10 protein-coding genes are annotated in these 12,708 nt (G+C 71.5%); 9 read left to right on the top strand and 1 reads right to left on the bottom strand.

All coding sequences use genetic code 11. From position 1 onward, the window contains the following. Positions 1–149: 149 nt before the first annotated feature. Positions 150–1,361: a sensor histidine kinase gene (locus tag ACWF94_RS17970; RefSeq protein ID WP_453488679.1), complete on the bottom strand. Its 1,212-nt coding sequence runs from the start codon at positions 1,359–1,361 to the stop codon at positions 150–152. Between the two features lie 108 nt (positions 1,362–1,469). On the opposite strand from ACWF94_RS17970, the gene ACWF94_RS17965 reads away from it, so the two are divergent. The 9 genes from ACWF94_RS17965 to ACWF94_RS17925 all read left to right on the top strand — a co-directional run bounded on the left by ACWF94_RS17965 (position 1,470) and on the right by ACWF94_RS17925 (position 12,563). Further along, positions 1,470–2,393: an ATP-binding cassette domain-containing protein gene (locus tag ACWF94_RS17965; RefSeq protein ID WP_453488675.1), complete on the top strand. Its 924-nt coding sequence runs from the start codon at positions 1,470–1,472 to the stop codon at positions 2,391–2,393. Beyond that, the gene (locus ACWF94_RS17960; protein WP_453488672.1) at positions 2,390–3,148 is read left to right on the top strand and encodes an ABC transporter permease; all 759 of its coding nucleotides are present in this window, start codon (positions 2,390–2,392) and stop codon (positions 3,146–3,148) included. The genes ACWF94_RS17965 and ACWF94_RS17960 overlap by 4 nt, the downstream gene beginning before the upstream one ends. Before the next feature lie 64 nt (positions 3,149–3,212). Further along, the gene (locus ACWF94_RS17955; RefSeq protein WP_453488669.1) at positions 3,213–3,425 is read left to right on the top strand and encodes a type II toxin-antitoxin system VapB family antitoxin; all 213 of its coding nucleotides are present in this window, start codon (positions 3,213–3,215) and stop codon (positions 3,423–3,425) included. Next, positions 3,422–3,844: a PIN domain-containing protein gene (locus tag ACWF94_RS17950; protein ID WP_453488666.1), complete on the top strand. Its 423-nt coding sequence runs from the start codon at positions 3,422–3,424 to the stop codon at positions 3,842–3,844. The genes ACWF94_RS17955 and ACWF94_RS17950 overlap by 4 nt, the downstream gene beginning before the upstream one ends. A 135-nt stretch (positions 3,845–3,979) precedes the next feature. Continuing rightward, a complete protein-coding gene (locus ACWF94_RS17945; RefSeq protein ID WP_453488663.1) occupies positions 3,980–4,846 on the top strand; it encodes a serine hydrolase in 867 nt (288 codons plus the stop codon). Between the two features lie 177 nt (positions 4,847–5,023). Continuing rightward, positions 5,024–6,016, top strand: coding sequence for a serine hydrolase (locus ACWF94_RS17940; RefSeq protein WP_453488660.1), 993 nt, complete (start codon positions 5,024–5,026; stop codon positions 6,014–6,016). Positions 6,017–6,256: 240 nt separating this feature from the next. Further along, positions 6,257–10,027: an ABC transporter ATP-binding protein gene (locus tag ACWF94_RS17935; RefSeq protein ID WP_453488657.1), complete on the top strand. Its 3,771-nt coding sequence runs from the start codon at positions 6,257–6,259 to the stop codon at positions 10,025–10,027. Positions 10,028–10,400: 373 nt separating this feature from the next. Then, positions 10,401–10,748, top strand: a complete 348-nt coding sequence (locus ACWF94_RS17930; RefSeq protein WP_453488682.1) for a hypothetical protein — start codon at positions 10,401–10,403, stop codon at positions 10,746–10,748. Positions 10,749–11,060: 312 nt separating this feature from the next. Next, complete coding sequence (locus ACWF94_RS17925; RefSeq protein WP_453488655.1) at positions 11,061–12,563, top strand: S28 family serine protease; 1,503 nt, start codon at positions 11,061–11,063, stop codon at positions 12,561–12,563. Positions 12,564–12,708: the final 145 nt, after the last annotated feature.

Here is a 12,708-nt window from a genome sequence, read left to right as displayed (position 1 = left end):
ATCGCCGGCGGGGCTTGATGTGCCCGGTTTCCTGCCCTCGGCGCAAGTCGGGGCTTGATGCGCCCGGCCGCACAACCCCGGCCCGGGTTGGGGCTCGGTGTGCGGGGACCCCGCCCCCGGCGGGCAAGGTGTCGGCGGTGCGCGGACGGTCAGCGCGGGCCGGACAGCGGCAGTCCCACCCGGACCCGCCACTCACCCTCGTACGGGCCCGTCACGGCCTCCCCGCCGAGCAGCGCCGCCCGCTCGCGGATGCCGCGCAGGCCGCTGCCACGGCCGTTCGCGGGGACGGAGGCGGGGCCGGGGGCTGGCAGGGGGTTGATCACTTCCAGTTCGAGCCGGGTGTCCGCGACGCTGATCCGTACCCGCGTCGGCACCGGGCCCGCGTGCCGCAGCACATTGGTCAGGGACTCCTGCATGATCCGGTAGCCCTCGCGGGAAACCGGCCCGGGGACCAGCGAGAGCGGGCCGGTGACCTCGGCGTCGATGTCGGCGCCCGAGGCGCGCGCGGACTCCAGCAGCCGGTCCGCGTCGGCGAGGGTGGGGCGGCCGCTGACGGGCTGCTCGGACTCCCGCAGCACCAGCAGCACGCGTTCCAGATCCTCCAGCGCGGCCCGCCCCGTCTCCTCGATCGCGGTCAGTGCCCGGTCGGTGAACTCCGGGCTCCCCGCCGCCCGCGCCGCGCCCGCCTGGACCACCGCGACGGTCAGCGCGTGCCCGATCGAGTCATGCAGCTCGCGGGCGATCCGGTTGCGTTCCAGCAGTTGTTCGGTGCGCTCCTCCAGGGCGGCGAGCCGTTCCTGGGAGGAGGGGCCGAGCAGCGCGCGGGCGAGAACGGTGATCAGCTTCCCGGCCCCGACGACGAACGCCAGCAGGGCGATGACCGGCAGGGGCACGAGGAGCCAGTACCACCAGTGGCCGCCGGGCACGGTGACGAAGGCGACCTGTTCGGGGCCGCCGGTCGCGGCGAGCGCCAGATTGACGGCCAGGCCCGGCAGATGGAGCGTGAGGTAACCGGTGAGCGTGCCCAGGGCGAGCCTGATCTCCAGCCACAGGACCGTACGCCAGCGATCGCCCCAGGTGGCCGACGGCCGCACGGAGATACCCGACGACGAGTCCTTGAACCCGTGTCCGGTCAGCAGCAGCCGCGCCTGGAGGCCCTCGGAGAGCCGCATGGCGGGCACCAGGCCGGAGAGCGCCAGCAGCAGGACGGGGAGGTAGAGCTTCCCCTCCTCGACGAACATCCACATGCCGATGACGATCACGCTCATCGACAGATGCAGCCAGCGGGTGTACGTGACCGAGCGGGTCAGCGCGGTCAGTACCCCGACCGGTGAGCGGAGCACGGCGGACAGCGGCGGCATCCGGCCATCGTGCCATTCGGCCGGATCCGTACGGCTCCCCCGTACGGGGGAGCCGCCGCCCCCGCACCGGGGAGGCGCGGGCCCCTTGGCGGCAGCCAGGCTCAGGTCATGACCAGCATCGATGTAGTGAACCTGACCAAGGAGTACGGTTCGACCCGCGCCGTGGACGAGCTGACGTTCAGCGTGCTGCCCGGCCGGGTCACCGGCTTCCTCGGCCCCAACGGCGCGGGCAAGTCCACCACCATGCGTCTGGTCCTCGGCCTGGACCGGCCCACCTCCGGCACCGCCACCATCGGCGGCCGGGCCTACGCGGCCATCACCGAGCCCCTGCACCAGGTCGGCGCGCTCCTCGACGCGGGGGCGGCGCTGGGCTCCCGTACCGCCCGGGACCATCTGCGGGTCCTGGCGGCGGCCGGGCGGGTGCCGGTGCGCCGGGTGGACGAGGTCCTGGAACAGACCGGGATCGCGGCGGTCGCCCGGCGCCGGGTCCGGACCTTCTCCCTCGGGATGCGCCAGCGGCTCGGGATCGCGGCGGCCCTCCTGGGCGACCCTCCGGTACTGATGCTGGACGAGCCGTCCAACGGGCTCGACCCCGAGGGCATCATCTGGATCCGTGAGCTGATGCGCGGGCTCGCGGGCGAGGGGCGGACCGTCCTGGTCTCCAGCCATCTGATGGGCGAGACCGAGTCCTTCGCCGACCACCTCGTGGTGCTCGGCCGGGGCAGGCTCCTCGCCGACACCGGGACCCGGGACTTCATCGCCGCCTGGACCACCTCGCGCGTACGGCTGCGCACCACCGAGGGGGACCGGCTGCGGACCACCCTCGTCGCCAGGGGATACGCGCCCGTGCAGAGCGACGACGGCCGCTGGAGCGTCCCGGACGCCCTGGTGGAGGACATCGGGCGGATCGCCGCCCGCGAGGGCATCCCGATCCTTGAACTCGCCGGGGAGGAAGCCTCCCTGGAGAAGGCGTATCTCGCCCTGACCGCCGGTGAGACCGAGTACACCGCCAGTGCCACCCCGGAGGTATGACCATGCCGTTCGTCCCCGCCACCCACGCCGAGTGGCTGAAGATCCGCACCGTCCGGTCGCTGCCCGTCTGCCTGCTCTCCGCCTTCCTCGCGACGACGGTCATCTCCCTGCTGATGAGCGGCTCCTTCGGCCCGGCCGAAACGGCGAAGCCGGAGTTCGATCCGCTGCGCGCCGTGTTCTACGGCCTCAACTTCGGCACGATCGGGGCGGTCTGCTTCGGCGCGCTGACGGTGTGGGGCGAGTACAGGACCGGCGGCATCCGGTCCTCCCTGGCGGCGGTGCCCCGCCGGGGTGTCCTCTACGCCGCGAAGCTCGCGGTCGTCGCCGTCCTGTCCTTCGCCGTCGGCCTCGTCACCAGCCTGACCTGCTTCCTCGCCGGCCAGGCCCTCCTGTCCGACCAGGGCGTCTCCCTCGGCCTCGGTGACCCGGGCGCCCTGCGGGCCGTCGTGGGCTGCGCCCTGTATCTGACCCTGATGACCCTCACCGCGGCCGGCCTCACCACGGCGACCCGCAGCGCCCCCATGGTGATCGGCCTGCTCATCCCCGTCATGGTGCTGCTCTCCTTCGTCGCCGGAGACATCTCCGACGGCGGCAACGCCTTCACCGACTTCTTCCCCGACCGGGCCGGCCAGCAGGTCCTCCTCCAGAAGCCGGAGGGGACAGTCGGCCCCTGGACCGGCGCCGGGGTGCTGGGGCTGTGGGCGGGCGCGGCGGTGTGGGCGGGGTGGGCGGCGCTGCGGCGCCGGGACGCGTGATCGGGGTGCCGCTCACGAAGGGTGGGATATGCTCTGTATGCCAAATGCATATGGAGGATATGCGATGTCGAATCTCTATATGGAAGACCTGGACGATCAGGCGCTGAGCGAGGCCGCTTCGATACTGGGTACAACGACAAAGAAGGACACCGTCAACGCCGCCCTGCGGGAGATCGCGAGAAGGCGCCGTCGGCTGAACGCACTGGATCAGCTGGCCGACATGGGTGCGCGCGGGGACTTCGATGTCCTGCTGCACAAGGAGAACTACCGGCGGTGAGTCCGGTCATTCATCTCGCCGACACCTCCGCGATCGTCAGGATCGTCACCGACAAGTCGGTGCGGGAGCGCTGGAGCGATCATCTGGCCGACGGGATCATCGGGCTGTGCGACATCACGGAGATGGAGATCCTTTACTCGGCGCGATCCCTGGCCGATCGTCTCGCCAAGGAAGAACTGCTCGCCGAACTGTTCAACTGGGTTCCCGTACCCGACGATGTCTACCGCCGAGCACGCGCGGTCCAGCGAATGCTCACCGACCGGGGTGAGCATCGCAGTGCCGGCCCGGTGGATCTTCTCGTCGCCGCGACCGCGGAACTGACAGGTCTCAGCGTCCTCCACTGCGACGCGGACTTCGAGACGGTCGCCAGAGCCACCCACCAGCCCACGGTGTGGGTGGCTCAACCCGGGAAGTCCTGAACGCCCGCCCCCGGCGCGTACACAAGTGCCGCGCCCGCCCTCGCGGTTGCACAGCCGCCGGCCCTCACCGGCACAGTGGCGTCCCCCTCACAGGTACGCATGCGTCAATGACCCCCACAACCCGAGGGGGCCGCCGTGACACACCACCCGCCGCGCACCGCCGCCGCCGTTCTCGGGGCCGTACTGCTGGTCGCTCTGGTCACTCTGGTCACGCTGCTGACGGCGGCGCCCGCGGTGGCGGACGGGGGGCGGGGGGCCGGGGAGGATGAGGACGAGGTGGTCTGTGCGTCGTTCGATGTGGAGATGGCGTACGGGCTGGGGCGGGACATCCTCGACGCCGTCGAGGGGCGGGCGGCGACCACGGCCGTGTATCTGCACGACCAGGTCAGCGGGACGAGCTGTGAGCTGGGGGCGGACCGGAGGTTCGACTCGGCGAGTGTGGTCAAGGTGACGGTGCTCGGGGCGCTGCTGCGGGAGGCGGCGGAGCGGGGGCGCGCGCTGACGGGGCGGGAGGCGCGGCTCGTCCGGGACATGATCACCAGGTCGGACAACGCGGCGACCGACGCGCTGTGGCGGCAGCTCGGCAGGGCGGGGATCGAGGACTTCCTCGCGGCGGCGGGGATGGCGGACACGGTGCCGGGCGAGGGCGGGCGCTGGGGGCTCACCCAGATCACCGCACGGGACGAGCAGCGGCTGCTGGCCCTGCTGACGACGGCGAACTCCGTGCTCACCGACGCCTCGCGGGCGTATGTCCTCAAGCTGATGCGCGAGGTCGTCCCCGCGCAGCGCTGGGGCACCACCGCCGGAGCCAGCGCCACCGCTCAGGTGAAGAACGGCTGGCTGCCGCGTGCCGCACATGGCTGGCGGGTACACAGCATCGGCGCCTTCACAGGCGGGGGACGGAACCACACCATCACCGTGCTCACCCAGGACAACGCGACCATGGGCAGCGGCGTGGACACCGTGGAAGCCGTCTCACGCGCCGTTCACCCGTACTTCTGAGCTTCGCTCACCAGCACCTTCGAGGTCCGCGTGGCACTGCCGCGAAACTGGCCGGATGAGTGGCCGATCAGCCGTACAACCATCCTGTCCGCCAGGAGTCAAGAGTGGCGGGTGCACAATCGCGTGCACACTCGCATGTACTCACCGGATGTACTCAGGGGACGGGGAAATCGGTCCATGATTCAGCCACGATCCAGAATCCCGCAAGGAACAGCCCCGCGCAGACGTGCCGCCGCCGCGGTGCTCGCCGCCGTCACCATGGTGCCGGTCGCCGTGGCCGCCGCACCCACCGCGTCGGCCGCCGCGCCCCCCGCGGTCAGCTGCTCGTCGAAGAAGGCCGGGCTGGCGGACAAGCTCAAGCGGGACATCACCGCCGCCCTCAAGGGCCGCAAGGGCACCGTCGCGATCTACGTCAACGACCCGGTCACCAAGACGGCCTGTAGTCTGCGGGCCGCCCAGAAGTTCGACTCGGCCAGCGTCGTCAAGGTCACCGTGCTCGGGGCGCTGCTCCTGGACGCCCAGAAGCAGGGGCGGGCGCTCACCTCGCGGGAGCAGAACCTGGCCAAGGCCATGATCACCAAGTCGGACAACGCCGCCACCAGCACCCTGTGGCGGCAGCTGGGCGTGACCAAGGTCCAGCGTTTCCTCACCGGCGCGCAGATGACCCAGACCGTGCCGGGGGCGGGCGGCTACTGGGGGCTCACCCAGATCACCACCCGTGACGAGCAGCGGCTGCTCGCCCTGCTGACCACGAAGGGCACCCTGCTCACCGACGCCTCGCGCGCGTATGTCCTCAAGCTGATGCGCGAGGTCGTCCCCGCGCAGCGCTGGGGCACTCCGGCCGGCGCACCCGCCACCGCGACCGTCCAGGTCAAGAACGGCTGGGTGTCGCGCAAGACCCACGGCTGGCGGGTCCACAGCATCGGCGCCTTCACCGGCAAGGGGCACAACTACACGATCACCGTCCTCACCCATGGCAACCGGACCATGAACGACGGCGTCAACACCATCCAGGCCGTCTCGCGGGCCATCCACAAGGACCTCAACCCGAAGGCGTCGTCCCGCACCGCGTTCGCACCGCCCGCCGTCCCGAGGGAAGCCGTCCCGGCGACGCCCGAGCGGGCCGCCAAGGACGCGATCCCGGCGACCGGCACCCCGGCGACCGGCTGACCCGCACCGTCTCCGCGGTGCTCAGCGCACCGGGTGCCGGACGTGGCGCCGGGCATGGTGCCGGGCATGGTGCCGGGCCGACGGATGCGTGCCCGGTGCCACGCGGTGCCGCGCCCCGCGCCGTGCGCCCCGCCCGAGCCACTCCACCCGCCCCGCGAACATGACAGCGGGATGAAATCCGAGGTCCGCGGCGTTGGTGCCTTCCGGTGGGACTGGAACAAAACAAACGGGAGGCACCACGTGGCGGCGGCTGAACAGGGCTGGGCACGGCGTTTGACCGGTTACGCCTGGCGGTACCGGCGCAATGTCGTGCTCGCCCTCGGCTCGTCCCTCGCCGGTATGGGCGTCATGGCCCTGGTCCCCCTCATCACCAAGGTCGTCATCGACGATGTGATCGGGGCGCGCACCAGGTCCCTCGCGGTGTGGACGGGCCTCCTCATAGCCGCCGCGCTCATCGTCTACGTCCTCACCTACATACGCCGCTACTACGGCGGCAAGCTCGCCCTCGACGTCCAGCACGATCTGCGCACCGAGATGTACGCGACGATCACCCGCCTCGACGGCCGCCGCCAGGACGAGCTGTCCACCGGACAGGTCGTCGGCCGCGCCACCAGCGATCTCCAGCTGATCCAGGGCCTGCTCTTCATGCTCCCGATGACCATCGGGAACATCATGCTCTTCGTCATCTCCCTGGTCGTCATGGCGTGGCTCTCCCTGCCGCTCACCCTGATCGCCCTCGCCGTCGCCCCCGCCCTCTGGTGGATCGCCCGCCGCAGCCGCACCCGGCTGCACCCCGCCACCTGGTACGCCCAGAGCCAGGCCGCGCAGGTCGCGGGCGTCGTGGACGGCGCGGTCTCCGGCGTACGGGTGGTCAAGGGCTTCGGCCAGGAGGACCAGGAGACCGGCAAACTCCGTGAGGCGGGCCGCCGGCTCTTCGCCGGGCGGCTGCGCACCATCAAGCTGAACTCCCGCTACACCCCCGCCCTCCAGGCCGTCCCCGCGATCGGCCAGGTCGCGATGCTCGCCGTCGGCGGCTGGCTCGCCACCCGGGGACAGATCACCCTCGGCACCTTCGTCGCCTTCTCCGCCTATCTCGCCCAGCTCGTCGGACCCGTCCGGATGCTCGCCATGGTCCTCACCGTCGGCCAGCAGGCCCGCGCGGGCGTGGAACGTGTCCTGGAGCTGATCGACACCGAGCCCACCCTCAGGGATGGCACCAAACAGCTTCCGCCGGACGCCCCTGCCACCGTCGAGTTCGACGATGTCACCTTCGGCTACGACGACGGGCGCCCCGTACTCGACGGCTTCTCCCTGGAGATCCGCGAGGGCGAGACCGTCGCCGTCGTCGGCGCCTCCGGCAGCGGCAAGTCCACCGTCTCGCTGCTGCTGCCGCGCTTCTACGACGTCACCCGGGGCGCGGTCCTCGTCGGCGGCCACGACGTACGCGAACTGACCCAGGAGTCCCTGAGGGCCGCCATCGGCCTCGTCCCCGAGGACAGCTTCCTCTTCTCCGACACCATCCGCGCCAACATCGCCTACGGCAAGCCGTCGGCGAGCGACGAGGAGATCGAGACCGCCGCCCGCGCCGCCCAGGCCGACCGCTTCATCGCCGCACTGCCCGACGGCTACGACACAGGCGTCGGCGAACAGGGACTGACCCTCTCCGGCGGCCAGCGCCAGCGTGTCGCGCTCGCCCGCGCGATCCTCACCGACCCCCGGCTGCTGCTCCTCGACGACGCCACCTCCGCCGTCGACGCCCGTGTCGAGCACGAGATACACGAGGCACTGCGCTCGGTCATGGCCGGCCGGACGACCCTGCTGATCGCCCACCGCCGCTCCACCCTCAATCTGGCCGACCGTATCGCCGTACTCGACGGTGGCCGCCTCGCCGACATCGGCACCCACGAGGAGCTGACCCGCACCTCGGCCCGCTACCGCCGGCTCCTCACCGACCCCGAGGAACTGGGCGGGGTCTCGCCCGGACACGCCCCGGCCCTGGAGGCGGAGGCACACACCGCCGACGACGACCGGACCGTACGCGATGAACTCGATGCGGAGTTCGACGCCGAGCGCGGCATCACGCCCCGGCTGTGGGAACGGGACGAGCGCGCGGCCGAAGCCGCCGCGCCCGACGCGACCCCGGAACTCCTCGCCCAGGTCGAGGCGCTGCCCCCGGCCGACGACACCCCCGGTATCGACGAGGCCCGTGCTCTGCGCGCCGAGCACACCCACGGGGAGGGCCAGGGCCTGCGCATGCTGCTGCGCGGCTTCGGGCTGCCCCTGCTGCTCAGCCTGCTGCTGGTGACCGTCGACGCCGGGATGGGCCTGCTGCTCCCCGTACTGATCCGGTACGGCATCGACCAGGGCGTGGAACAGGTGGCGCTCGGCGCGGTCTGGGTGGCCTCCGGCCTCGCGCTCGCGACCGTGCTGGTGCAGTGGCTCGCCCAGACCGGTGAGATCCGCAAGACCGGCCGGACCGGCGAGCGGGTCCTCTACTCCGTACGCCTGCGGATCTTCGCCCAGCTCCAGCGGCTCGGGCTCGACTACTACGAGCGGGAACTCACCGGCCGGATCATGACCCGGATGACGACGGACGTCGACGCGCTGTCGACGTTCCTGCAGACCGGGCTGGTCACGGCGTTCGTCTCGGTGGTCACCTTCCTGGGCATCCTGGTCGCCCTGGTCGTCATCGACGTCCAGCTCGCGCTGGTGGTCTTCGCCACCCTGCCCGTACTGATCATCGGCACGTTCTACTTCCGCAGGCAGAGCGTGAAGGCGTACGAACTGGCCCGCGACCGCATCAGCGTCGTCAACGGCGACCTCCAGGAGTCCGTCTCCGGGCTGCGGATCGTGCAGGCGTTCCGCCGCGAGGCCGACGGCAACGCCCGCTACGCCCGCGGCAGCGACAGCTACCGCCGGGCCCGGGTGCGCGGCCAGTGGCTGATATCGGTCTACTTCCCCTTCGTCCAGCTCCTGTCGTCGGTCGCCGCCGCGGCCGTGATGATCGTCGGCGCCGGCCGGATCGAGTCGGGCACCCTCACCACCGGCGCGCTAGTCGCCTACCTCCTCTACATCGAGCTGTTCTTCGCCCCCGTCCAGCAGCTCTCCCAGGTCTTCGACGGCTACCAGCAGGCCGCCGTCTCCCTCAAGCGCATCCAGGAACTGCTGGCCGAGCCCACCTCGACCGCGCGGGCGAAGGAACCGGTCGCGGTCCGCTCGCTGCGCGGGGAGATCGCGTTCGAGGACGTCGACTTCCGCTACGGGGCCGAGGGTGCCGAGGGTGCCGAGAGGGACGCAGCGGAGGCACTCAGCGGAATCGAGCTGCGCATACCGGCCGGGCAGACCGTCGCCTTCGTCGGGGAGACCGGCGCGGGCAAGTCCACCCTGGTCAAACTGGTCGCACGGTTCTACGACCCCACCCGCGGGCGGGTGACGGCCGACGGCACCGATCTGCGCGAACTGGACATGACCGCCTACCGCCACCGGCTGGGGGTCGTGCCCCAGGAGGCGTATCTCTTCGAGGGCACGGTCCGGGACGCCATCGCCTACGGCCGTCCCGGCGCGAGCGACGCCGAGGTGGAGGCCGCCGCCCGCGCCGTCGGTGCCCACGACATGATCGCCACCCTCGACGGCGGCTATCTCCACGCCGTCGACGAGCGCGGGCGCAACCTCTCGGCGGGCCAGCGCCAGTTGATCGCACTCGCCCGCGCCGAACTGGTCGACCCGGACATACTGCTGCTCGACGAGGCCACGGCCGCACTCGACCTCGCCACCGAGGCCCAGGTCACCCAGGCCACGGACCGCCTCACCGGCCGCCGCACCACCCTGGTCGTCGCCCACCGGCTCACCACGGCCGCCCGCGCCGACCGGGTGATAGTGATGGCGGACGGCCGGGTCGCCGAGGACGGGACACACGACGAACTCCTCGCCCTCGACGGCCGGTACGCGGCCCTGTGGCGCACCTTCACCGGAGCGGACGAGTCCGGACCCGGGGTGCACGCCGTGGCGTGATGGGGGTGTACGGGGGCGTGCCCCCGGCGGTGTCCGACAACCATTCGAGCCCTGGGCGCGTCGTACGCAAGTACGGGGACCCGGGGTGAGGTGGAGGGCGATGACGCTCAGCGATACGGAGGCGGTCGGAGCCGCACGCGGTACGGAGGCGGCTGGGGTGGCTGGGGCCGCTGGGGCGGCTGGACCGGCGCGGGGTACGGAGCCGGACGGCGGGCCCAGGGGAGCCGGCGGGACCGGGGACCCCAGGGGAGCCGGCGGGACCGGGGGCCCCAGGGGAGTCGGCAGGACCGGGGGCCCCAGGGGAGTCGGCAGGACCGGGGGTGCCCGGAGAACCGGTGGCAGGCGCCTGCTGGCGACGTTCCTCGCCGTGCTGATGGCGGTCGCCGGGCTGACCGTGGCCGGGCCCGGCATCCACAGCGCCGAGGCGGCGACCTCCGTCACCTGCTCAGGACGCCCCCTGAAGACCCTCAGATTCGCCACCGGAGAGCTGCGCGTCTACAAGAGCCACCGCCGCGCCTGCGCCGTCACCGTCGCCAAGCGGCCCGGGGCACGGCGCTGGATGTCGGTCTCCCTCCAGCCGCGCGGCGGCCGTCCCGTCGTCAAGAAGGGTTTCGTCAAGCGCAAGGCGGGCCCGGTCAGTGTGCACGCGCTCAACCGCTGTGTCCGCGCCTCCGGCAAGGTCGCGGGCGTCGGCCGCTCGACCGGCTGGATTCTGTGCTGACTCATCTCCCGTGCCGCGCGCCCGAGAGGAGTGAGCCGTAGGCCGGCCCGCCGTCGGCGTCTGCCCAGTCGTCCGTTCCGGGGCGGAAGGCGACCGTTCACCGGTGCCGGGCGACCGGTGACCGGAGAAGGTGCCGTGCGGCCCCTCAGGGCGGCCGTTCACCGCGTACGCCTCACCAACCTCAGGCGTATCGCCCCACTTTCCCCGTACCTGCCCCGGTGACCCCGGGTGACCCCGGCAAAGGGGTCTGGCGGGACGGGTGTTGCCCCCGCTAGGTTCACCGCGACCCACAGATGAATCAGGGGAGGGTTAATGCGCAAGGCGCTCACAGGGGTGCTGTCGCTCACGGTGCTCATCGGCACCATGAGTGCGGCCGGAGCGACCGCAGGCGCGGCCACCGCCGCGCAGCCTGCGACCGGTCTGACGACCGGTACGACAACCGGTTCCGGTACGACGACCGGTACGACGACCGGCGGGGAAACCGTCGGCACGGACATCAAGGACCGGATCCTCGCGATCCCGGGCATGAGTCTGATCGAGGAGAAGCCCTATCCCGGATACCGCTTCTTCGTTCTCGGCTACACCCAGCCGGTGGACCACCGGAACCCGCGCAAGGGGACCTTCACCCAGCGGCTCACACTGCTGCACAAGGACACGGTCCGGCCCACCGTCTTCTTCACCTCCGGCTACGGGCTGAGCACCACACCGCGCCGCAGCGAACCCACGGCGATCGTCGACGGCAACCAGGTCTCCCTGGAGTACCGCTTCTTCACGCCGTCCCGGCCCGACCCGGCCGACTGGTCCAAGCTCGACATCTGGCAGGCGGCCAGCGACCAGCACCGGGTCTTCACCGCGCTGAAGAAGATCTACGACCGTAAGTGGCTGGCCACCGGCGGCTCCAAGGGCGGCATGACCGCCACCTACTTCGAACGCTTCTACCCGCGCGACATGGACGGTGTCGTCGCGTACGTCGCCCCGAACGACGCGGTGAACGACGAGGACGAGGCGTACGACCGCTTCCTCGACAACGTCGGCACCGAGGAGTGCCGCGACAAGCTGAACGCCGTCCAGCGCGAGGCCCTGGTCCGCCGGGGACCGCTGTCGGAGATCTACCAGCGGTACGCGGCGGCCAACAGCAACACCTTCAAGACGGTCGGCTCGCTGGACCGGGCCTTCGAGGCCGTCGTCCTCGACTACACCTGGGCCTTCTGGCAGTACAGCAAGATCTCCGACTGCGCCTCGGTCCCGGACGCCCGGACCGCGACCGACCAGCAGCTCTGGGACGCGATCGACAAGATCTCCGGCTTCTCCTTCTACACCGACCAGGGGCTCGCCCCGTACACGCCGTACTACTACCAGGCCGGTACGCAACTGGGCTCGCCGGACATCGAACAGCCCCATCTGGAGGGCCTGAGCCGCTACGGGTACCAGCCGCCGCGGAACTTCGTCCCCCGTGACATCCCGATGCGCTTCCAGCCGGGGGCCATGAAGGACGTCGACCGCTGGGTGCGGCACAACGCCCGGCGGATGATGTTCGTCTACGGCGAGAACGACCCCTGGGGCGCCGAGCCGTTCCGCCTCGGCAAGGGCAGCCGGGACAGCCGTGTCTACACCGCGCCCGGCGGCAACCACGGCGCCAACGTGGCAGGTCTGGTGCCGGACGAGAAGGCCGCGGCCACCGCCGCCATCCAGCGCTGGGCAGGTGTCGCCCCGGCCGCCGTCCAGCAGGACACGTCCCAGGCCAAACCCCTGGCCAGGTTCGACGCCCGCCTCGACAAGCGCGACAACCCGAGGGAGCAGACCCTGCGCCCATAGGCGGCTCGCGGAAGTTCAGCCCGTTGGGGGTCCCCCCGGACGAAGTCTGGGGGAGTTTGAGGACACGCCCGGAGGGCGTGCGCGGCAGCCCACGCGAGGGGCGCGGGCCCTCCCGGGGCTCCGCCCCGAACCGCCCCCTACGCCC

The sequence above is a fragment of the Streptomyces sp. NPDC055078 genome (genome assembly GCF_053607985.1).
Note: the sequence above shows the minus strand (reverse complement) of the source record. Positions and strands in the feature narration are given on the sequence as shown.

Coding starts and splice junctions, on each gene's coding strand:
- ACWF94_RS17960 (WP_453488672.1), top strand. CDS start 2,390: ATGACCATGCCGTTCGTCCCCGCCACCCACGCCGAGTGGCTGAAGATC.
- ACWF94_RS17925 (WP_453488655.1), top strand. CDS start 11,061: ATGCGCAAGGCGCTCACAGGGGTGCTGTCGCTCACGGTGCTCATCGGC.
- ACWF94_RS17930 (WP_453488682.1), top strand. CDS start 10,401: ATGGCGGTCGCCGGGCTGACCGTGGCCGGGCCCGGCATCCACAGCGCC.
- ACWF94_RS17970 (WP_453488679.1), bottom strand. CDS start 1,361: ATGCCGCCGCTGTCCGCCGTGCTCCGCTCACCGGTCGGGGTACTGACC.
- ACWF94_RS17955 (WP_453488669.1), top strand. CDS start 3,213: ATGTCGAATCTCTATATGGAAGACCTGGACGATCAGGCGCTGAGCGAG.
- ACWF94_RS17965 (WP_453488675.1), top strand. CDS start 1,470: ATGACCAGCATCGATGTAGTGAACCTGACCAAGGAGTACGGTTCGACC.
- ACWF94_RS17940 (WP_453488660.1), top strand. CDS start 5,024: ATGATTCAGCCACGATCCAGAATCCCGCAAGGAACAGCCCCGCGCAGA.